Annotated in this window: 20 protein-coding genes; 15 read left to right on the top strand and 5 right to left on the bottom strand. The window is 40.3% G+C overall.

The window, feature by feature from the left end; all coding sequences use genetic code 11:
- Positions 1 to 14: 14 nt before the first annotated feature.
- Complete coding sequence (locus tag AAEU31_RS07260; RefSeq protein WP_421966870.1) at positions 15 to 1,088, bottom strand: CDP-glycerol glycerophosphotransferase family protein; 1,074 nt, start codon at positions 1,086 to 1,088, stop codon at positions 15 to 17.
- 217 nt (positions 1,089 to 1,305) lie between these two features.
- Between AAEU31_RS07260 and AAEU31_RS07255 the strand changes: the two genes are divergently transcribed.
- From AAEU31_RS07255 to AAEU31_RS07215, 9 genes are all read left to right on the top strand, one after another.
- Positions 1,306 to 2,412: a phosphoribosylaminoimidazolesuccinocarboxamide synthase gene (locus tag AAEU31_RS07255; RefSeq protein ID WP_421966869.1), complete on the top strand. Its 1,107-nt coding sequence runs from the start codon at positions 1,306 to 1,308 to the stop codon at positions 2,410 to 2,412.
- Positions 2,413 to 2,578: 166 nt separating this feature from the next.
- Positions 2,579 to 3,226, top strand: coding sequence for a methylamine utilization protein (locus AAEU31_RS07250; protein ID WP_421966868.1), 648 nt, complete (start codon positions 2,579 to 2,581; stop codon positions 3,224 to 3,226).
- Entirely contained in the window at positions 3,219 to 5,534 is a 2,316-nt protein-coding gene (locus tag AAEU31_RS07245; protein ID WP_421966867.1) for a bifunctional diguanylate cyclase/phosphodiesterase, read from the top strand. The genes AAEU31_RS07250 and AAEU31_RS07245 overlap by 8 nt, the downstream gene beginning before the upstream one ends.
- A complete protein-coding gene (locus AAEU31_RS07240) occupies positions 5,521 to 6,354 on the top strand; it encodes a DUF3034 family protein (RefSeq protein WP_421966866.1) in 834 nt (277 codons plus the stop codon). Before AAEU31_RS07245 ends, AAEU31_RS07240 begins: the two co-directional genes overlap by 14 nt.
- 2 nt (positions 6,355 to 6,356) lie before the next feature.
- A complete protein-coding gene (locus AAEU31_RS07235) occupies positions 6,357 to 6,773 on the top strand; it encodes a group I truncated hemoglobin (RefSeq protein WP_421966914.1) in 417 nt (138 codons plus the stop codon).
- Positions 6,774 to 6,859: 86 nt separating this feature from the next.
- Positions 6,860 to 7,927, top strand: a complete 1,068-nt coding sequence (locus tag AAEU31_RS07230; RefSeq protein WP_421966865.1) for a CDP-glycerol glycerophosphotransferase family protein — start codon at positions 6,860 to 6,862, stop codon at positions 7,925 to 7,927.
- Complete coding sequence (locus tag AAEU31_RS07225; protein ID WP_135926138.1) at positions 7,924 to 8,316, top strand: FAD synthase family protein; 393 nt, start codon at positions 7,924 to 7,926, stop codon at positions 8,314 to 8,316. Before AAEU31_RS07230 ends, AAEU31_RS07225 begins: the two co-directional genes overlap by 4 nt.
- A gap of 77 nt (positions 8,317 to 8,393) precedes the next feature.
- Positions 8,394 to 9,557 (top strand): capsular polysaccharide export protein, LipB/KpsS family, encoded by a 1,164-nt coding sequence (locus AAEU31_RS07220; RefSeq protein ID WP_421966864.1) that lies wholly within the window; start codon positions 8,394 to 8,396, stop codon positions 9,555 to 9,557.
- Entirely contained in the window at positions 9,557 to 10,396 is an 840-nt protein-coding gene (locus AAEU31_RS07215; protein WP_348714832.1) for a sulfurtransferase, read from the top strand. The genes AAEU31_RS07220 and AAEU31_RS07215 overlap by 1 nt, the downstream gene beginning before the upstream one ends.
- On the opposite strand, the gene AAEU31_RS07210 is transcribed toward AAEU31_RS07215, so the two are convergent.
- The 3 genes from AAEU31_RS07210 to AAEU31_RS07200 all read right to left on the bottom strand — a co-directional run bounded on the left by AAEU31_RS07210 (position 10,371) and on the right by AAEU31_RS07200 (position 15,136).
- The gene (locus tag AAEU31_RS07210) at positions 10,371 to 11,909 is read right to left on the bottom strand and encodes a tetratricopeptide repeat-containing sulfotransferase family protein (protein WP_421966863.1); all 1,539 of its coding nucleotides are present in this window, start codon (positions 11,907 to 11,909) and stop codon (positions 10,371 to 10,373) included. The genes AAEU31_RS07215 and AAEU31_RS07210 overlap by 26 nt on opposite strands.
- A gap of 259 nt (positions 11,910 to 12,168) precedes the next feature.
- Complete coding sequence (locus AAEU31_RS07205) at positions 12,169 to 14,601, bottom strand: TonB-dependent receptor (RefSeq protein ID WP_421966862.1); 2,433 nt, start codon at positions 14,599 to 14,601, stop codon at positions 12,169 to 12,171.
- Positions 14,602 to 14,785: 184 nt separating this feature from the next.
- Positions 14,786 to 15,136: a DUF5522 domain-containing protein gene (locus AAEU31_RS07200; protein WP_135926133.1), complete on the bottom strand. Its 351-nt coding sequence runs from the start codon at positions 15,134 to 15,136 to the stop codon at positions 14,786 to 14,788.
- A 44-nt stretch (positions 15,137 to 15,180) separates the two neighbouring features.
- Here AAEU31_RS07200 and AAEU31_RS07195 point away from each other — a divergent pair, with 44 nt between their 5' ends.
- The 6 genes from AAEU31_RS07195 (at position 15,181) to AAEU31_RS07170 (ending at position 21,821) form a co-directional block, all read left to right on the top strand.
- Positions 15,181 to 15,498: a hypothetical protein gene (locus AAEU31_RS07195; RefSeq protein WP_295512637.1), complete on the top strand. Its 318-nt coding sequence runs from the start codon at positions 15,181 to 15,183 to the stop codon at positions 15,496 to 15,498.
- 131 nt (positions 15,499 to 15,629) lie between these two features.
- On the top strand, positions 15,630 to 16,271 hold the full coding sequence (locus AAEU31_RS07190) for a tRNA-uridine aminocarboxypropyltransferase (protein WP_135926318.1): 642 nt from the start codon (positions 15,630 to 15,632) through the stop codon (positions 16,269 to 16,271).
- Positions 16,272 to 17,109: 838 nt separating this feature from the next.
- Positions 17,110 to 18,114, top strand: a complete 1,005-nt coding sequence (locus AAEU31_RS07185) for a Fe(3+) ABC transporter substrate-binding protein (RefSeq protein ID WP_421966861.1) — start codon at positions 17,110 to 17,112, stop codon at positions 18,112 to 18,114.
- A gap of 71 nt (positions 18,115 to 18,185) precedes the next feature.
- Positions 18,186 to 19,820, top strand: a complete 1,635-nt coding sequence (locus tag AAEU31_RS07180) for an ABC transporter permease (protein WP_421966860.1) — start codon at positions 18,186 to 18,188, stop codon at positions 19,818 to 19,820.
- Positions 19,817 to 20,860 carry an ABC transporter ATP-binding protein gene (locus AAEU31_RS07175; RefSeq protein ID WP_199527360.1) on the top strand — a complete coding sequence of 348 codons (1,044 nt, stop codon included), beginning with the start codon at positions 19,817 to 19,819 and terminating at the stop codon, positions 20,858 to 20,860. Before AAEU31_RS07180 ends, AAEU31_RS07175 begins: the two co-directional genes overlap by 4 nt.
- A gap of 61 nt (positions 20,861 to 20,921) precedes the next feature.
- Complete coding sequence (locus AAEU31_RS07170; RefSeq protein WP_135926128.1) at positions 20,922 to 21,821, top strand: Dyp-type peroxidase; 900 nt, start codon at positions 20,922 to 20,924, stop codon at positions 21,819 to 21,821.
- On the opposite strand, the gene argR is transcribed toward AAEU31_RS07170, so the two are convergent.
- A complete protein-coding gene (gene argR / locus AAEU31_RS07165) occupies positions 21,818 to 22,285 on the bottom strand; it encodes a transcriptional regulator ArgR (RefSeq protein WP_138557014.1) in 468 nt (155 codons plus the stop codon). The two genes, AAEU31_RS07170 and argR, sit on opposite strands and share 4 nt — an antisense overlap.
- Positions 22,286 to 22,406 lie beyond the last annotated feature (121 nt).

Genomic DNA, 22,406 nt, shown 5'->3' with positions numbered 1-22,406 from the left:
CGACCTATCAATTGTTACCATCGCCAGTAATTTAATTTTTTGCGCATCTTAAAGTTACGAATAAAGTTACGTGGTTTTGGCTTAAGTGCTGGATTGCTCAATAGTAATTCATTGCTTGCAGCAAGTACACGTTGACTCGATAAGCCGTCTTGATATGGGTGAAGCTGTTGACAAAACTGCTCAATTTTTTCCATTAATTCAGCTGGTCGTTTAAAGGCATAATCTATCGCCTCAGTTAGCTTATCGGCATCAGTGATATCTATTAGGTGTTCGCCAGGTGCTTGGTTACAGAAAGTGACAACAGGCTTTCTTTGTAAGATAAACATCAATAAAATAGACGATGTATCACATAGCATGACATCTGCCGCTTGTAATAGCGGTAATACATTATCGGTCTCGACAAAGGTAAGATTCTCATTTTGAAGCGCTTTGTATTTCGCAACAAGCTCGCTTGGCATTTTCGGGTGAAACTGCATTAAAATACGCCACTTTCCTTGCTCACTGTACGCTTTTATCTGCTCGTATAATTTAGGGGCAAGAGAGAGGTTGCGAGAAAATGTTGAACAAATTAAAAGCGTTTGCCTTTGATCGCTCTCATCTATGTATGGATTGTTCGCCATTTTCGAAAATAACGGATCAAGAGTTGGCCAACCTGTTTCTTTGGTTATAAAAAAGCCATGTGCTTTAGCTAACTCTGAAAATCTTTTACTCGTATTTGGGCCTTGAGTGCAATATAAGTCAAAACAACCTCTTATATTGAAGTGATCTTCATATCCTCTTCGGTTTAACTTTCCTGAGTTAAAGCCATGAAAAACAGCTACTTTTTTACCGGGTATAAAGTTTGGAATAATATTGCCAGGTATAAAAGAAATATCTGGATTCCAATTTATTACCGATTCAATTGAAGTGAGACAAGATTCATCAGAGTGCAAAAAGTCAGGATTAACTTCATCACCCTCTAAAAACCATTTTACTTCGCCTCCGCGCGCTAGAATCTCTTTCTGTAAAGGACGCAAAATAGCGTAAGAGTAGTTTTGAGAAATATACATTAAGTATTTTTTGTCTGCTGTAGCTGCTAAATAATCCAAGAACACCTCCTATTGCGAGACAATATTATAACGAAATCGCGCTTATGACAGCAAAATTACAGAATCGTGAATTATTTATTGTATTTAGCGTTCTTGATTATGCGCAGATAACCGGGCAATGATTGAGCTTTAAGCACGTCTGGATTATTATAGGCGGCCATAACCCCAATCCCATACATGTGCTCACAGGAGCATGCCAAATACTATCGGAGATAGCATGACTAGCTATAAAGTTTTAGACGTAAACGATGATTTACCGATCCGTACAAAAGGTGCGGTTCATAGTGGTAAAGTGCGTTCAGTTTATTGGTTAACTGATGAAGACAGCGCTCGTTTAATTAGTGAAAAAGGGTACCAAGTTCCAAAAGGTACTGAGCTGGCTATTATGGTTATTTCTGACCGCATTTCAGCGTTTGATTGTATTTGGCAAGGTGAAAACGGCTTAAATGGCGTGCCAGGTAAAGGGATTGCACTGAACTCAGTGGCATCTCATTGGTTTAAGTTATTTGATAAAGCAGGCCTTGCAGGTAATCACATTGTTGATATTCCTCATCCATATGTGTGGATTGTCCGTAAAGCGAGTACGGTTAAAGTAGAAGCGATTGCTCGTCAGTATATTACGGGTAGCATGTGGCGTGATTACGCTAAAGGTACGCGTAATTTCTGTGGTATTGATTTACCTGAGGGCTTAGCCGCGAACCAGAAGCTAGAAGAAGTGTTAATCACGCCATCAACCAAAGGCATTATCCGCGGTGTTACTGATATTCCAGAAGTTGATGATGTGAATATCACGCGTGAAAACATCACGAATAACTTAGCTGTTTTTAACTTTAAGTCTGAAGATGATGTCGCTAAATACGAGCAATTACTTGTTGAGGGCTTTAAGCTGATCAGTGATGAACTTGCACAGCTAGACCAAATCTTTGTCGATACTAAGTTTGAATTTGGTTATGTTGAAGACATTGATGGCTCAGATAAGCTTATTTACATCGATGAAGTGGGTACACCTGATTCATCACGCATTTGGGATGGCCCTGCTTATCGTGACGGTAAAATTATTGAAAACTCAAAAGAGGGTTTCCGTCAGTTATTAATTAATAACGTGCCAGACAGCGACGTGTTATTAAATAAAGACCGCATGGATGAGCGCGAGCAGTTAGCAAAAGATTACACATTGCCAGAATCTGTGATGCTTGAAGTGTCTAATACCTATGTTGGCATTGCCAGCAAAATAATTGGGCAAGAAATTACGATTCCAGCTGATCCTCGTAGTGAGGTCATTGCGATATTAGATAAAGAGTACGGCTTAATTAAGCACGGTTAACTTTTATCAATCAGATTTAGCAATTTGCTAGATCAATAATACTAAAGCCAAGCTTTTTTCTAAGAAAACAGCTTGGCTTTTTCTTGCTTTTAACGCTTCTAGTCATTAACTTAAACTAAGATTAACCTATACTAATTAGCTAACTAAGCTAAGCAAGGATCTAATTATGTCGATTTTTGCGCATTGTGCTCGCGCTGTGTGTGGTCTTGCAATATTTTTCAGCTCTATAAACTTATTCGCTGCAGATCTTTCGTTTGTTGTGCGTGACCAATCTGGAGAGCCTTTAGCTAACGCCGTTATTGAGCTTGAAAGTTCAGCACATTCGTCACCGCAATCCTTGCCAGTAGCGATAATGGATCAGGTAGATAAACAATTCTCACCGTCAGTTTTAGTGATCCAACCAGGGCAGTCTGTGGACTTTCCTAACAGTGATAACATTCGCCACCATGTATATTCATTCAAGCACAGTAAAGTATTTGATATTAAATTATATTCAGACCGTCCAGAGCAGCCGGAGCGCTTTGAAGACCCTGGTGTTGTTGTGCTGGGTTGTAATATTCATGACTCAATGGTGGGGTATATCTATGTGGCAAATTCGAACAAAGTCATAAAAACCAATGCTGATGGCAAAGTGACTCTAAAAGGCGTGACTTTACCTACTACCTTTACTGTGTGGCATCCTAATCAATTAACACCGCTCACTAAAAAGCAATCAGTCACCTTATCTGAGCAAGGCAAAGATGTAAGCATTAACGTTCAAGAACCTGCACCACGAAACACATTTGGTGAAATGTTTAAGGACAACAATGATTAATAGTTTAAGAGGGCGCATCATTGCATTGTGTGTGAGCCTAGTCCTTTTGACTAGCTTAGTTAGCTTGGTAAGTTCCTGGTGGTCAGCGAATCGCTTTAATGATCAAAAGTTACTTGAAGACATTAATGTTGCTGAAAATGTTTTTAAACAGTATCTAAGTGCTAAAGAAAGTTTATTACTTACAGCTGCAAAAGTGTTGACCGCTGATTTTGGGTTTAAGCAAGCGGTTGCTACTCAAGACGCAGACACAATTAGTAGTGTGTTGAATAATCACAGTCGTCGCATAAATGCTGATGTGATGATGCTAATTGATTTATCTGGGCAATTAATTTCCGCAAATACTGATTTTAATCATACGCCTAGTGAATTTACCCCATTAATGAATCAGCTTATGGTCAATGCTGATCAATCGAACTTTATCGTGTTAGATAAAACGCTTTATCAGGTCATTTTATTGCCAGTTCGAGCTCCTCGTACTGTGGCATATAGTTTAGTGGGATTTGAAATCACGGACCGTGTGGCTGAAGAGCTAAAAAATCTCACCACGATGGATGTTAGTTTTATTGGCGAAGATGATGGTGTGGTTGAAACGTCACTGGCAGAGCAGCCAAAAAATAACTCAGTATTAGCGCATTTTAATACGCAAACAACACAACGTATTTTTGGTGAAAAGCCCGTTTATCGTAACCGACTTGTGCAGTTACCTTCTCTACCAGGACATTTAGTTTCTGTATTGTTAAGTGCAGATCTTACTCACAGTTACCGAGAATTTGAGCAGCTGTTTTTTACTATTATTATTCTTGCTGCCATAACGGTTGTGATAGGTGTGCTTACTAGTGGCATATTAGCAAAAAACCTTACCACTCCTTTATCAAAGCTCACCTCACTGGCACAACAATTTGCGCTTGGAAACTATAAAGCTGAGTTTGTTGGTAATAAGCAAAGTACAGAAATCATTACCTTAGTTGATGCATTTAATAACATGGGTAATGACATAAAAGAGCGTGAGCGGCAAATAAGTTTTCAAGCAAGTCATGACTCTTTAACAGGCTTTTTAACCCGCTCTGCGATGTTAGAAGCAATGGAGTCATTATTTGAAGAAGGTGCAGAATACACGCTGGTTGCAATCGATATACGTGGCTTACGTCATATTAATGATAAGTTAGGACCACGTATTGGTGATGATTGTTTAAAAGCGGTTGCACAACGTATTGCCGAATTTGCAGCGCACTCAAAAGGAATGAATGCACGTATTGGGGGGGATGAGTTTTTAACCATTCTGCCAGCAAGAGATACCGGGCAGTTTAAAGATGCTGTCATGAAGATGCTTACACAATTACAAGCGGGTTATTTAATTCAAAGCTTAAACATCACGTTACGCTTTAGTGTGGGAGTTGTGCATTGCTTTTCACAAAGTGTCAGTCCTGAAGATCTAATGAGACGAGCATTGATTGCGGTTGATACCGCTTCTTGTGAGCACAAAGCCATTCATTATTACCAAGAAGGCGAAGATGAAGAACACCTTGAGCGTTTAGCGATTATTGATGAATTAAAGCAGGCATTATTGGATGATGATGGTCAGTTGTTTATGACTTATCAACCTAAGCTAAATATTAAAACACAGCGTATTGATAAAGTTGAATCGCTGATCCGTTGGCAGCGAAAAGACGGTCAATGGGTGTCTCCAGAGTTGTTTATCGACTTAGCAGAACAGTCGGGTGTTATTGTTGAGCTGACATCATGGGTTGTGAAGACCGTGGTTTCGCAAGTTGCACAGTGGCAACAGCAAGGGATTACGATGCAAGCTGCTATTAATGTTTCTGCACAAGATATTGCTTATCCTCATTTTTATTCGCACCTAGCAAAACAGCTAGAGCAACATAATTTAAGTGGCCATTTGATCACGATAGAGCTAACAGAGCGCGACATGATCGAAAATGAAGAGCAAGGCATTAAAGCGCTAGAAAACTTAAAAACATTAGGTGTAAAAATATCACTTGATGACTATGGCGTTGGGCAAACATCATTGGGGCGCTTGAAGCTACTACCTATTGATGAGTTAAAGCTGGATAAGTGTTTTATTTTACAACTCGATCAATCGAAGCAAGATCAATTTATTGTTGAGTCAACGGTGAACTTAGGCCACCAGTTAGGTTTTTCTGTTGTAGCTGAAGGTGTTGAAAATAAACCATCGCTAGACTTATTGATAGACATGAAGTGTGATTATGCACAAGGTTACTATTTGAGTAGACCACTAAAATCAGAGCAATTTTTGCAGTGGTTAGAGGTATACAATGAAGCATCTTAATGGGTTTTTTAGCTTAGTTTTTTTAGCTTTTGCAAGTACGGGGCACGCAGCTTCAGGAAAATTATTAGCAACACCAGGTGTATCGCAAGTTGAAGGCAGCGCTGGCGGCGGTATCGTACCTTGGGCGCAACTTGCGGGCTATGCAAGCGATAACGAAATAGCCATCAATGGTTTTTGTAGCCGTGCAGATGTGAGTGATTACAGCTTAGATGTATGTGGTGCACAAGTTAACTTTTATGATCGTGTTGAACTTAGCTACGCGGAGCAGCGCTTTGAAGTTCCTGCATTAAATACCGATATTGAGCAATCAATTACCAGCGCAAAAGTGCGTGTCTATGGCGATATTGTTTACAGTAAATGGCCACAGTTGAGCTTGGGTGTACAACATAAATCATTGGATGATGGGAGTATTGCAAACCTATTAGGTGCAAAAGACACCAGCGGTACTGATATCTACTTAGCTGCCAGCAAGTTGCACTTGGGCGCTCTTGCAGGTTACAACTGGTTTTGGAATACCACCTTTCGCTACAGCGATGCGAATCAACTAGGTTTGTTAGGCTTTGGCGGTGCTGATAGCGATAAAGAGGTATTATTTGAAGCATCGACAGCGGTGTTTTTAACGCACCAATTAGCTGTAGGGGTTGAGTATCGTGAAAAATCCAACAACCTTGGCTTAGGGGAGCAAGATTGGCAGGATGTGTTTATTGCCTGGTTTCCTAATAAACATGTAAGTGTAACAGCTGCGTGGCTCGATTTAGGGCGTATAGCTGGTGCTGATGACCAAACTGGTTGGTATCTTTCTGTAACAGGGTATTGGTAATGATGAAACGTCTTTTTATTCTAGTGTGTTGTATTACTTTTCTTGGTTGTGCAGGCAAAAGTAATGACACCGTTTATCAGCAGATAGGCGGCCAACAAGGTATTGAAAGTCTGGTCGATAGTTTTATCAATCAAATAGGCCATGATGCTGATATTTTACCTTATTTTAAGCAAACGAATGTTGCACACTTTCGTCAAGGATTCATTATCCACTTGTGCAGTGTTACCAATGGCCCATGTGAGTATCAAGGTGATAGCATGGTCGATATCCATACTGGCATGCATATCACTGAAAAAGACTTTAATCGAGTTGTTGAACTATTAATAAACGCGATGGATGAGCAACAGATCCCGCAAACAGTGCAAAACAAGATTTTAAGCCGTTTAGCACCCCTTCGTCCTGAAGTTATTAATATTTAGCTTTTAACAAACTTTTTATTGATGGCTGAAACAAAAATGTAATTTATGTACAATGGCCGGCATTATCAACTATAAAGCTGTAAAAAATGCAACTATACTTTGATGTTCAACATCTTTATTACATTCCGCAGTACACCCCTGTATTAAAGGAGTTGTTATCAAATGGTCACCAAGTGTCGATGGTTTTTTATGAAAATCAAGATGCACGCAGTTTGGCTGCATGTAAAAGGTTTATAGAAGAACAGGGGATTAATGCGTTTTGGTTAACAAATAAAGAGGAAACCTTCTCTTTCTATCAAAACTCAGACGCAGATTGGGTTATTTTTGGGAATACCTTTGCCGGGGCTGAGCAGCTCAATAAGAAAACGGCGTTGATGCAACATGGTATTGGCCCCAAGCAGTGTTATTATGATGTATCGCATAATAAAACAACGGTACGTTTTGTTGAAGGAGAGCACAGGTTGCAGCGCCTCCAAGCGTTATACCCAGACGGTAACTTTGTTGATAGTGGCTACGCCAAATTAGATCCTATTTTCAACCAAACAATGAGTCATATTGACCTCAGTCGCTTAGGGTTAGACCCTAGTAAAAAAACACTTTTATATGCCCCTACTTTTTATCCAAGCTCGATAGAGTGTATGAGTGACAGTTTTCCTGCACACTGTGAGAAGTTTAATATCATCATTAAGCCGCACTTCTTTAGCTTGTTTAAACAAAAGTACAAAAAGCAGCGAACAAAACTTCAGCGATGGTCAGAGTTTAAAAATGTTTATGTAGCGAATGAGCATGACTTTGATCTAACGCCTTTTTTAGCAATCGCTGATGTTATGGTATCTGATGCTTCATCAGCCATATTTGAATTTGCAGCACTTGAAAAGCCTGTCGTATGGTGTGATTTTTATAAGTTACGCTGGTCATATCGTGGTATTTTTTCATTCCGACTTAAATCTCGATTAGATGAAGATATTAAATACTTCAACAAGCTTTGCTCACGGGCAGGAGACTATAACGAGTTGCAAACTATACTTAACTCCGAGTTTTGTGAGACAGCAGAGTTTAAAGAGTCAAGAAAACACATTATTAATAAACTAGCGGGTAAAACGGACGGTCGCTCAGCTAAAAGAATAGTATCTTATTTAGAGGAGCATAAATGAAACGTGTAATAACGTTTGGAACATTTGATATTTTCCATGTGGGACATATTAATATTTTGGAACGGGCAAAAGCTTTGGGCGATTATTTAATCGTTGGAGTATCTTCTGATGAACTAAATCAAACTAAAAAGGGTCGTAAGCCTGTATATAGTGAATCAGACAGACTGAAAATTATTAGTTCTCTAAAGTGTGTTGATGAAGTGTTTGTCGAACACTCTCTTGAACTAAAAGGCGAATATATTAAAAATCATCAAGCTCACCTACTTGTTATGGGCGATGATTGGGCAGGACGCTTCGATCAATTTAAACATCTTTGCGATGTGACTTATTTAACGCGAACCCCTTCTATATCGACTACAGAAATAATTGAGGTCGTAAGGCAGCCATAATACTGTCATCTAAAATTAACATAATAGCTATATGCACATTTATCTTCTTTCTAATTTAGGTTTTAAGATTTTCTCATATGGCTTTTATTTTTATCTCTCGCAGCAATGTACATGCACGCTATTATAAAAAATTAATTAAACAACTATCCTTCAATTGCACACTGCATATTATGGGCGTACCGCGATTAGGCGCTTTAAAATACCTAAAAAAAGCGTCGCAAGTTGACTTTAATAAAGTTATTGCAAATCAACTTTTACGCAAGCAGGCGCGAAATAGCTTGTGGCGTAATGCAGTAATCATAAAAGTTTATACGATGTTTATGTTATGTGTAGAGCGCTGCCGCTTTGCTAAGTACTATGATTTACTTAAATCAGAGTCACCCGAAGCTCTGGTGATTTGGAATGGTAATAAGCTGCCAAATATCACAGTATGTATGGCTGCTAAACAGCTAGGACTGACTACTTATTTTTATGAAAATGGGCTGCTACCGGGCACGACTAGTTTAGATCCGAGTGGTATTAACTATGCTGCATCTTTGCCAAGAAACAGTCAGTTTTATTTGAATTTCGACAAAGCTAACCAGCTACCATTTTCAGCTCCTGAGTTAATCCCTCGTATAAATCATAAAAAGCGTTGTCAATTTGATGCTATTGAGCTGCCTGAAAGGTATCTTTTTGTGCCTTTCCAAGTGCCTCATGATACACAGATAGCATGTTATTCATCTTGGTTAAAATCAATGGAAGCGTTATATGATGCAGTTGTGGCCTCAGTGAGAGAATTAGCAGATCCAAACCTTAAAGTTGTATTTAAAGAACACCCATCTTGGCATAAGCATTATGCGCACTTGTACGACAAAGACGACGTTGCAATTTTTGCAAATGGCAACTGTACTCGAGAACTTATTAATGGCGCTGAAGCAGTGATTACAATTAACTCGACAGTTGGCTTAGAGTCCTTATTACTCGATAAACAAGTGATTGCCTTGGGGCTTGCTTGTTACAACATTGATGAGCTTGTACTACACGCCAGTGATCAAGCTACTTTGATTAAGTGCTTAGAAAAACTACAAAATGGCTGGCAAGCAAATAGTATTGTAAGAGATAAATTTTTTACCTACTTAAAGCATGTGTATTGCTTGCCCGGTGTTTGGAAAGAATGTACAACTGAGCATGTTGAAGCGGTCGAAAAGCGCTTAACTCAGCAAGATACATTTGCACAGCTATCGCAAAAGGAAAGTTAATGAAAAACATTGTCTCGCCAGAATGGCTTAACGAGCATTTGAACCACGATAATTTGGTTATTTTTGATGCCGGAATGGTGCGTCCTGGCCTGTCTGGGGAATATGCGCCTAAAGCAATGCTACCTAATGCACAGCGTTTTGATTTTAAAAATACGCTGGCAGATAGCACTAACCCTGTACCAAGTATGATGTGCAGTAGCGAGCAATTTGAAGAGCAAATGCAGCTTGCGGGGGTTAACCAAGACTCACTGGTTGTAATTTATGAAGACCAAGGCTTATTCAGTTCAGCGCGTGCGTGGTGGATGTTTAAAGCCATGGGTTTTGATAACGTAAAAGTTTTAAGTGGCGGTTTAGCTAAATGGCAGGCACTTGGCTTTGCAACACAAGCAAGCTATTCAGCTGCTTCTGGGCAAGGCAATTTTGTTGCAAGCCCGCGCGCTGATTACTTTATTAGTGCTGAGCAAGTGCTTAACTCACTTGATGAGCAAAGCACACTAACACTCGATGCACGCCCTTATGCTCGATTTACAGGAGAGCAAGCTGAGCCGCGTGAAGGTATGCGCAGTGGTCATATTCCTAATAGTCGTTGTTTATCGCTGTCAACTGTATTGAATGATGGTGAGCTTAAACCGCTTAGCGAGTTGCAGGCATTATTTGAGCAACATATAGCGCCGCATCATACCCAGTTGCAATTTAGCTGTGGTTCGGGTGTGACCGCTTGTGCAATAGCATTGTGTGCCGATGAATGCGGTTACGCTAACTTACGTGTTTATGATGGCTCTTGGAGTGAATGGGGCGCTCGTCACGACCTACCTATTGAAACAGGCCCGCACCAATAAACTCAGCGTAATTTTGCCAGCTGCCGATACTGTTTTTATTCAGTGGCTGGCGAATTTGCTTTTTACTCGCGGTGGCTGATGCTGCATTGTTTTTATAAAAATTTAGGCAGTTTTCCTGCCAGCTTAAATCACAAAAAGCATAGAGCTTCTGAGTTTGTTGGGTAGGCTCGGCCACTAATTGCTCATAGCTTTGTAAAAAAACGTTTTCAGGATACTTGTTGGCAAAATGACTGACTAAAGCCAAGTAATCTTGATGGAATGAGGCTATATCTTCAAGTGTAAAGCTGTAGTGATGAAACACACTTTGCGGGCTATACATCTGCCTAAAATTGGCAATGCTGCAATCATGCCACTCCCGTCGCATACAAACGATTTTAGCATTAGGAAATGCCGCTAAAATAAAATCAATATAGTAAAAGTTAAATGGCTGTTTATCACAACTTATAAGTCCATCACTCAGCAGCTGTGCTCTTTGCTGATAGCTAGCGAGTGCTTTAGTTACAGCGGTTGATGAATAAGCTTTATCAAGCATTTCACTATCAATCACACGAGCTGATTGCGTGGCGTGTTGTATGAGTTGCGCAATATCATTTAATTCCCCAATACCTCGTAGCTGTGTACTTTGATTTAGGATTTTTTCAACTAAGGTTGTGCCAGAGCGGGGCATGCCAACAACAAAAACTGGCGAGAACTCAGAGTCACTACTTGCAAGTACTTGCTGCTTACTTTGTGTAATGAGTTTTTGACAAAAGCGGTGGTGTTGGATTGCTTGATAATTAAGTTTACTTGCTATGGCTTGCTTACTTAGTGCAAAGTACTTAAATGCATTTTTGTAGTCATTGAGGTGCTCATAATTAAGAGCAAGACTATGAAAATACACTTGTTGTTCAACAATGCTTTTTTCTTTATCCGCCAAAGTTTGTAGTTTTTGAATATGTTGCTCTGCATCTACATCAGTATTGAGTTCAGCCTGCGAATAGTGGGCTTGATAAAAGCGAGGTTGCTTTGTAGTTAGTTGCTGTAACAAGCTTTTAGCTTCATCGAACAGTCCGTGAATTTTATAACACACCGCCAAATTATAGCTAATTTGTAGGTTATCCTTGTTGCGTTGGTAGGCTGCTTTTTGCAAGTTAAGAGCGTCGTCATAATGCCCTAAACGGGTGGCAATATTAGCTAATGTATCAAAGTCAGCGGCGCTAAAGTCAGCTGTTTGCAACGCGCTTTGATAGTGCACAGCTGCATTACTTACTTTGCCTAACAGTACGTATAACTTGGCAAGGGCTAAATGGTAAATCGCAAAAGAGGCTAGGCTTAGCGCTTTTTCAAGGAGTTTAATCGCTTTGTTGATATCACCAGCTGCGGTGTTAACTTCGCTGAGTAAAAAGTAACAAACGTGGTCTTCAGGATTTTGCTTTAGGCGCTGCACAAGTAGGTGATGTGCATCGTTTAGTTGCTTGTTGCTTAACAACTGTTGGATATGAGCGCGAAGCGCTTGTTGGGTTTCATTTAGCATAAGCGCATAGTATACCAATTCGCCATAATACTTAATTATTTTCAGGTATTATACCAATCCGCAATAATACTTAATCATTTTGAGGGATTAAACCTGTCGCTAGCTGCGTTAAAAATTTCTGATTTAGAACAACTAAATAACGAAATTTTTGCCTTGCTATCAACGAGGTTTTCTTGCCTCAAAATAGACCACTTAATTAAGCGAATTGGTATTAAAAAGCCCTGCCTAAAGGTGGCAAGGCCTTTATGGGTATGTTTAATTACAGCTCAAAGTTGTAGCTAAACTTCATACCGATAGTACGAGGCGCGGTGGTGTAGTGACCATAAACACGCTGTAGCTCAGGTAGCTCTTTATTAAGCTCAGCATATTGCGACATACCAGCCCAAGACTTATCACGACGTACAGAAGTGAATGCATATTTATCGAATAAGTTGTCTACGTAAAGCGTTGCAGACCACATATCGCCAGTAATTTTGGCAGATAAGTTACTTAGTGCATAACCCGGTAATACTTCGCCGTCAGCTTTTAAGCCTACTTTGGTGATCACATCGCTTTGCGCTGTAATACCGTAGTTTACGCTTAATAGTTTATCGCCTAGGATATCTTGCTCGTAACGAAGACCAAATGAGAATTGATGCTCAGGAGCACCCGGTAAACGGTCGCCTTTGGCACCATCATAGTAGCTTTGGTATTGCGCTAGGTCGTCGCCTAATACACCAAATAAGTAAGGCGCATCTTCGGTCAATTCAGCCTTTGCATACGCGTATGTCGCATATGCAGCCCAGTTATCACCAATCATTGCGCGAGTAGAAAGTTCAACACCTTTAGAATTAGCAGAGCCTGCGTTCGAGGTAATTAATTCTTGGCCATTTACAGTGCTGCTACCAACTTGCGCATCTTTCCAATCAACATTAAATAGCGCTGCATTGAAGTGTAGGCGGTTACGTAACCATGACGACTTAAAGCCTAGCTCGTAGTTGACTGTTGTATCTGGCTTGTAATCTTCTTCGTTTGGTAGAGCGCAAACAATTTGTTGTTCAGGTAGTACATCAGGGCACGGGGCAATACCGTTACCACCACCAATACGGAAACCCTCACTCACCGTAAAGTAAGCAAGCACACCATTATCGAATGTATAGTTAGCATTAAACTTGAATAAGTTTCCGTTATCGCTGGCGCTTACATTTTCCATAACTAGATTATCGAGTGAATCAAAATCCCCTGAGTAAAGCGGTGTTGCAGAACCTGATGTTGTTGATACATCGTATTCGTAAAAACGAGCACCTAGAGTTACATCAAACTGATCTGTGATGCTGTAGCCGATTTCACCAAAAAGTGCTTTTTCAGTGGTTTCACTATCTGAAATTAGAATGTACTCAAGGTCTTGTTCAACATTTGGAATACCGCCACCCCAGTACTCAGTCAGACCCGGCGTGTACTCACGATCATCTGAGTAGCTTTCTACTTTGTTATAGAAGCCACCTACAATCCAGTTAAAAGCGCTACTGCTATTTGAAACTAAACGAAGTTCTTGCGTAAACGTATCACGGTCCGAGGTGTCGTGTGTATAGCCAACAAAAGAAGGGAAGTCGGCATAACCTGACCAAATATCGTAAAGAAGATCAGTTTGATCGCGCTGACCAGACTGTTCATAGCTAGACCAACCAGATGCAGATACCAGCTCAGCAAAACCAAGATCTGCTTTTACTTCTAAGCTTAATAAATCGTTTTCTTCTTCACCTGGCTCAAGTACACGAGCTACGTTTTCGTACTTTCCTGGGACACCTTGTAGCGCACTGCTATCAGCAAGTGAGCCGTATTGCGATGTTGAGTTACCGCCATTTTCTTGCTTTTGATAAAAGTAGTTAAGTGTTGCATCAACATCTTCGGTTGCAAGCCAACGTAGTGATAAACGTGCTGTGGTAATTTGCTCGTCGTTAACATCGCTTACGCTTTTTAAGTTGGCGTTTACATCGCTGCTGTCTGAAAAGTCAGGGTTCGGGTTTGACACTCCAGGCTCTTGAACAACGTGCGTGTAGTCAATGTAACCAGGGTTATCGTAATAGTTTAAGCTGGCACGAAATGCGAGTTTTTCTTCAATAAGCGGAGTGTTGAATACCACGCCAAACTCACCGCCGGTGCCGTCGCTTTCGTTGATACTAAATACATCGCCTGTAACCTGACCTTCTGTTAGATCTAGATCGGGCTGCTTAAGTAAGTAACGGATCGCACCACCTAAAGTTCCCGCGCCATAAAGTGTACCTTGTGGACCAATTAACACCTCTACACGGTCAACATCAGTTAAACGTAAGTCGATGCTAAGTGGAATTTCACCAACATAAGTGGCCACTGTGCCACTATCAGAAATACGATCAGAGGTATTTGTGTTTAAACCACGAACGATTATCGGAGAACCTTCACGGCCACCTTGATCAGAAATTGTTAAGCCTGGTACCCAGCGCGCGACATCTTCAAGATCACCAATGTTTTGGTCGCTAATTACATCGCCGTTTAGGGCTGTGATATTAAGCGGTGCATCTTGCACTGAACCTGCACGTCGTGTTGCAGTGATTTGAATAGTTTCAATTGATTTATCAACTTCTATTGCATCTTCAGCTGCAAACGCCATATTGCTATTGATTAAAACCGCAGAAATTGCACTTGCAAGTAGAGCAGGCTTAAAGGTGTTCATGATTGATTCCGATTATGTTGTAGTAAATTTATGCTCAAAAATTAAACAAAGCTAATAATTTAAGCGTAATTCTAGAGTGAATTAGTGAATTTATATCCAATTATAATGTATTTTTATTCTTTTCGTCATGTCTTATTTGCAAAAAAATTCACGTTATTTGAATAAATACTCTAGTGAGGAGTCGTTAGTCATTGAAGGGACAATGAGTACACCCGTTGGTGCAGCATTTACCTCGCTTTAAAAAGAACCAGCGGCTAAACACCATATAGTTGTTTTCTAATGTGTAATCGAGATTTTCAATCAAATTACCATGCTGGTAAAAGGGTTTCGCAAAGGCTATTTGTTCAGCCAGAGGCTGTTCATATAGTTTTGATAAAAAGATATTTATTTGTTTTATAGTACACTCACGACATAAGCAGGATGTTGCATTATTAATAGGTAAGATTGCAGGCAGTTCGTTACACCAGCAGGCATTTATATCATCAGCACGACATGTTAATGAGGCACCGCAGTGTGAGCAGGTAAGGGTTGTCATTGAGTCAAGGATTAACCGGTCAGTTTAAAAGGTAAGCATAGCAAATGGATAAATTACACGCATTAAGTCAGTTCGCTTGTTTTGGGGAGCTTTGGGATGAGGCTATCACTGTAATTGCTGCCTGCCCAGATAGCCAAGAGGGTGAATATATATTGACCAAGGCAGTATTTCGCCAAGTTCTAGAGCGAGCCATTAATGGTGAAATTGATTTTGATGATCTGGTGCTTTGGGCCAGTGTTTTAGAGTCTCGACAAGATATAGATGAGAGTGCCGTTGAAGGTGCTGTGTATGCTTTAAGTAATCATGAACAAATGGGGGAACTTACAAAGATGACATTAGTAAGGTTGTTAGCCTTGGTATAAAAATAACTCATCATTAGATGGTAGATTTCTATTACCATTAATTTTAGCTACAATATGCGCCGTTTAATTTTTCGGTAATCACAGTGGCTAATATTTTTAATAACGCAGTTTTAGCGCTTCGCGCACAGCAAATGAGCGAATCAAGGCGCGAATTTAAAGCACGAGGTGCAAAGCTTACGCGTTGTGAGCGTTGTTTATTAGCTGAAAACTATTGCATTTGTGAAGGTGTTGAACAAGCGCAGTGTAATGCCGCAGTGTGTTTACTGATGTATCATAATGAAAGCTTTAAACCATCGAATACAGGGCGTTTGATTGCTGAAATTATTCCTGAAAACTATGCCTTTAAGTGGGACAGAACAGAACCTGATCACGCATTATTAGCCTTATTACAAGACCCACAATATCAGCCTATGGTGATTTTTCCGGCGAGTGATGTTGAAGATGAAACGCGAGTAATCGATGAAGTATCGCCACAGCAAGGTAAGCGCCCATTATTTATCTTTTTAGATGGTACTTGGCGAGAAGCAAAAAAGATGATTCGCAAAAGCCCTTATTTAGATAACTTACCTGTATTGTCTATTACCCCAGAAAAGCTTTCAGATTATCGTTTACGAGTTGCTCCACATGAGCATCAACTTGGTACAGCTGAGGTCGCGATAATGGTGCTTGCGCTTGCTGGTGAAGTAGATGCTACACAAAAGCTCGAAACGCACTTTATAAAGTTTAGGGATGCATATTTACTAGGAAAGCGAAATAAAGGACGCCCAGAGTAATACTAATTTGCTTAATTAATCCCTCAAAATGATTAAGTATTGTTGCGGATTGGAATAACTATTTTCAGGCAAAAGAAAAGCGCGAACTATTGCTAGTCGCGCTTGCGGAATCTTCTTAATTTTTTGCATCCTGCAATTGAATCTAATCAACTCCCTAAACTTTGCCTATCCATGCGATTGCACTTTACTTTTTGGTTCTATGCAATGTAAGGCGTTCCAGCCTTGTTTCCTTGTCACTCCTTTACATCCATGCGGGTAATTTCTTTACCTATCCTTTACGCGTCGTCCTGACACTATCCATATGTTAGCAATTCCATTGCGATACCTTTCGGCCTGTCCTTTAATCCACTTTTGAAACATCCTGTATAACAACGTCCTGTTGTTATGCCATTTCACATCATCCTGATGTTGTCCTTAGTGTGTCATTCCATTGCGTTACTCTTCCTGAGCCTGTCCTTAGTTCCTTTTTATCCTAATGAACCTTATTCCGCGGTTTTATGAGTAATACTTCCATATCCGTTTACTCATTAAGCTTCTTGCTTAGTTGTTGTATATAAGTATAGGGAATTAGTGAGCATCGAATAGGTCAAAATCGCAATTAAAATAACGGTTACATTATTGTAATTAATAATAAATCACTGTTTATCAATGTTTTAAGCTTTTTTAGGGGCAGTTTTTCGAGTTTTTTTACTCAATAACTGCCATTTAGGTGAGATATATCTTACAAGTAAGTTCTCAAATGGCAGTACATAAAGTTATAGGGGGAATATAAACGGGTGCACTTTTAGCAGAGTATAGGTAAAATATTTTGATAATTGTTATTATTTAGGTGCCAACAATGAAAAAAACAGCCTTACTGATTTTGACTACTTTAATGAGTACGTCAGCACTTTCTGCCGATGTGGTTAATATTTATTCGTTTCGTCAACCATTCTTAATTCAGCCAATTTTAGATGACTTCACCAAGCAAACTGGTATTAAAACCAATGTGGTGTTTGCGAAAAAAGGCTTAATTGAACGTGTGAAACGTGAAGGTAAGCACAGCAAAGCAGATTTGGTGTTTACTTCAAACTTTAGCGCACTTATTCAATTAGAAGATCTTGGCTTAACTCAATCAATAAAAAGCGATGTTATAGATGCAAATGTTCCTAGCACATTTCGTGATGCTGACGGCCAATGGATCGCTTTAACGAAACGAGTTCGTAATGTTTACTCTTCAAAAGAGCGTGTTGGCGCACTCGCTGATTTAAGTTATGAAGACTTGGCTGATCCCAAATATAAAGGCAAAATCTGTACTCGCTCAGGTAAGCATCCATACAATTTAGGTTTAGTTGCTTCTATGGTTGCGCACCATGGCGAAACAAAAACTAAACAATGGTTAGAGGGCGTTAAAGCCAATTTAGCACGTAAGCCACAAGGTAACGACAGAGCGCAAGTCAAAGCTGTGAAAGAAGGGTTATGTGATCTGGCATTAGGCAACAGCTACTATTTTGGTAAAATGATGCAAGATGAGCAGCAAAAGTCATGGGCCGAAGCGGTTAATATTAACTTTCCAAACCAAACCAATCGTGGCTCACATATTAATGTTTCGGGTGTTGTTATGACGCGATATGCTAAAAATCCGGAAAATGCCTTGAAACTGATTGAGTATATGACCGACAATAAAGCGCAAAATATGTATGCTTCGGTCAATATGGAATACCCAGTAAAGCAAGGGGTTGCATTGTCTGAGATGGTTGCGTCATGGGGTGAGTTTAAAGAAGATAGTCTTGCTCTTGATGAAATAAGTAAATACCGTCCTGTTGCGTTAAAGCTAATTGACGAAGTAAAGTTTGACTTATAACGAGGTTTTTCCTCGTCTTTTATAAAAGCTGTTTTTTAACAGCTTTTATTTTATCTGGTATTAATCCACTTATGCATGTGAAGTTTTCGTTGTCGCGTTGGCAAGTATTGGCTTGGCTAATCGGTTTGCTACTTGTTACGCCGCTAGGTTTTTTATTGTTTGAATCTCTGCAAGGTGGTTCGGATGTCTTTCAGCATTTATTCGATACTGTTTTGTGGGACTACACGCGTAATACCCTTGTACTCATAGCAGGGGTTGGGTTATTGAGCTGTGTTATTGCGCTGCCGCTTGCGTGGTTGACTGCGTACTGTGAATTTCCTGGTCGAAAACACTTTGAATGGGCACTGATGCTGCCTTTGGCAATGCCAACTTATCTCATTGCTTATGTTTATACGGACTTACTTGATTATGCTGGGCCTGTGCAAATTGCGCTCAGGGACTGGTTTGATTGGCAGTCACCCGATGATTATTGGTTTTTTGATATTCGAACTTTGCCGGGTGCAATTATTATGATTGCATTAGTGCTGTATCCGTATCTTTATCTTATTTTTAAAACGGCCTTAAGAGAGCAATCTTTTAAATTAGTGCAAGCTAGTCAGTTAATGGGGTTATCGCCATTACAAAGCTTTTTGCGGGTAAGTTTACCGCTTGGTCGAGGGGCAATTGTGGCAGGAGTTACGTTAATCAGTATGGAAGCTATGGCTGATTTTGCCACTGTTAATTACTTTGCAGTGAGCACATTAACGACCGCTGTTTACGATACCTGGCTTGGCTATTATTCATTAACCGCTGCGGCAAAAATATCAGGCATTATGCTGCTTATTTTGTTTCTCACTATTATGGTTGAGCGCTTTAGTCGTCGTAATCAAGCTGTGTATGAACGCCAATCGAGCATTAACAGCGCAACCTTATATCGCTTAAAAGTTAGCACAGCATGGGCTGCAAGTTTAGTCTGCACAGTTGTGCTGGTACTTGCTTTTATCTTGCCAGTTGGAGTGCTTGTTAAATACGCCATTGTCTATGCAGATGAAGCATGGAATGGGGCATTTTTTAATTATGCTTGGCAGAGCTTTAAAGTCGCCATTGTTGTCAGCCTAGTGACAATCCTTCTTAGCTTGTTGGTACTGTTTTATCAGCGTATTGCTAAACAAGCGTATCCACTCATTCCGGGGCGTTTAGCAAGTACGGGTTATGCGCTACCGGGTACGGTACTGGCGATTGCGGTATTGTTACCACTAACACAAATTGATGATGCACTTAATCAATGGCTTGAACCAATAGGTTTATCGCCGGGCTTACTTCTGAGTGGGACATTATTTGCGATGATTTTTGCGTATATTGTGCGCTTTTACGCGATTGCACATGGCGCCCTTGAAAGCAGTTTTTTACGTATTAGCCCTTCTCTTGATATGGCAAGTCAATCTATGGGTAAAAGTGCATTTCAAACCTTGTATAAAGTACATCTGCCTTTACTTAAACGCGGCATTTTAACCGCTGGGCTTCTGGTATTTATTGAATGTATGAAAGAGCTACCCGCGGCCTTGTTATTACGACCGTTTAATTTTGAAACTCTTGCAACTCATGTTTTTCAATATGTTAGTGATGAGCAGTTAGAGTTAGCGTCTATCTCGGCCCTATTTATTGTGTTAGTCGGGCTTATTCCTTTGTATTTCGTTAATCGTTCGATGGAGCAAAATCATTCATGAGTCATTTGATAATTAAAAATTTAGCTTATCAATACAATGGCACTAAGGTATTGGATGCGCTTAATTTGAATGTTGAACAAGACGAAATCGTTTGCCTGCTGGGGGCAAGTGGTTGCGGTAAAACAACGACGTTAAAAGCGATTGCCGGAATTATAGAGCCCTCACAAGGTTTTATGAGTATTGATTCGCTTGTCGTTAATGATGATAAGCATTTTGTTGCACCAGAAAAACGTAATATTGGCATGATGTTTCAAGATTACGCGTTATTTCCTCACTTATCGGTGAGCGACAATATTGCATTTGGTTTAACCAATATGAGTAAGTCGCAAAAGCGTGAGCGCGTGGATGAAATGCTGAGCTTAGTTAAGTTAACTGGCTGTGCAGAACGTTATCCGCATCAATTATCAGGTGGTCAACAACAGCGTGTTGCAATTGCTCGTGCGCTTGCTTATAAACCCAGCTTGTTATTACTTGATGAGCCATTTTCTAATATCGATACGCAGGTTCGCTTTGAGTTAATTGCCGACATCCGCCGTATCATTAAAGCTCAGCAAGTATCAGCAGTGTTTGTTACCCATTCGAAGGAAGAGGCGTTTGCTTTTGCTGACACCTTGGCTGTAATGCATGGTGGAAAAATAGCCCAACAAGGCTCATCAGAACAGTTATTTAGCCAACCTAACTCAAAGGAGGTTGCAGAGTTTCTTGGTACAGGCATATACTTAACGGCGAAAGTCTTAACGCCAACTGAATACGAAACGGCGTTTGGTGTAATACATTCACTCACAGTAAATAACAGTGCTCACAAACAAGGGCAAGTTTATGTACGGCCTCATTATATTCAGTTATGTGAAGCTGATCAGAGTGATGAAAATAGCCTGACAATTTTGCACAGACGCTTTATAGGCACACGTTATGTTTATCGTGTGAATATAGCGGGGCAGGAGTGTGAAGTCGCTGCAGAGCAAGACCGCGTGTTTGCAGTTGAGCAGCCTGTAAAAATAAAAATAATGCCGCACACAGTCAATTTTTTTCATGATTAGTACTGCTTAACAATCTTGAATTCTTGGCTAGGTGCAAATAACGAGAAGCTAAGGATTCACTATGGCGCAAGCGCAATCTGGGATTTGTGCTGAAGCAAACTTACATGGTTTGCACCTGTTTTTTAATGTTTATGATGGCCATGACGAGTCATTACGTAAAAAGCTAAAACGCGTGAGCGTCATTCAAGATGAGTTTGCGGATCAGTTCTCAGAAGCCATGCTGTCGTGCGTGGTTGCGCTTGGTGCGCAATATTGGCCGCATATTTTGCCTGAGTTTATTCCAAGTCAATTACAAAGCTTTCCTAATGTGACTCATAGTGAACATGTTATGAGTGCACAGCCATTTGATTTATTTGTACAAATTCGTTCAGACCGTGAAGATGTTAACCATCTTTTTGCCCTACAGATCCTGAAATTATTTACGCCAGATGTAGAGCTTGTGGAGCAAGTGCGTAACTTTCGTTTTTTAGATGGCCGCGACTTTAACGGCTTTATTTATGCGGGTGACACCCCTCATGGTAGACAAAAGCGCAGTACGGCATTGATAGACAGGCCGGGGCATTTTGAAGATCAAGGCAGCTACATTCATGTTCAGCGCTTTGTGCACGATTTAAGTGTTTGGCAACATTTGTCGTTATCAGAGCAAGAGCAAATTATGGGGCGTACTCGGCTTGATAACACCTTAATTATGCCTGCACTCGAAACTAGTCATGCAGTGCGTAGTGAACTAAAAGATGAAAATGGCCAGCCGTTGATACTTAATCAGAGCATGCCGTTTGGTGATGTTCATAAGCAGGGTATTTTAATGGTGTCATGTGCCGCGCAAGGTGATGCGTTTGAGCAGGTATTAAAGAGTCGCTTGGGGCAGGGCGATTGTTACGACCATTGGCTTGATTTTACTCAAGCCGATATGGGGTCGGCGTTTTTCGCCCCGTCAGTAAACTTTTTGAAGCAGCTTTAAACTGTATCGAATAAAGTGCGCACGCGATCAAGCGTGACATCTATTTCAGAAATCTTTGCAGGAGCGATAAAAATTGTGTCGTCACCTGCAATTGTACCAAGTACCCCATCAGCTTTACCTAATGAGTCCAGTAAGCGCGCGATAAGTTGTGCTGCACCTGGGCTGGTACGAATAATAATCATCATTTCGTTATGCATAATATCGATAACGAGTTGACGCAATGGGCTTTTCGCTGTTGGTACTCCCATTTCAGCGGGTAAGCAATACACCATTTCTTGTTTTGCATTACGGGTGCGTACCGCGCCAAACTTGCTTAACATGCGAGAGACTTTACTTTGGCTTATGTTGTCGAAGCCTTGATCTTTTAATGCTTCGACAATCTCACCTTGTGAGCCGAAGTTTTCTTCTTTTAATAGCGCTTTGAACGCTTTGATTAGTGCTTCTTGTTTGTCTTGTGGTTGCATGTTGCCGTATCTGTAGTCATAAAACGTGAAGTAATTCTACACAACTCTGCATACTTATGCAGTACTAGTTTACATTTCTCGCCCTAAATGCTGTGTGTTTACAGTATAGTTTACAACTATG

Origin of the sequence: Pseudoalteromonas thalassia (assembly GCF_049257215.1) — a bacterium.
Taxonomy (GTDB): Bacteria; Pseudomonadota; Gammaproteobacteria; order Enterobacterales; family Alteromonadaceae; genus Pseudoalteromonas; species Pseudoalteromonas lipolytica_C.
The sequence above is the reverse complement of the archived record's forward strand: the minus strand, read 5'-3'. Positions and strand labels throughout refer to the sequence as shown.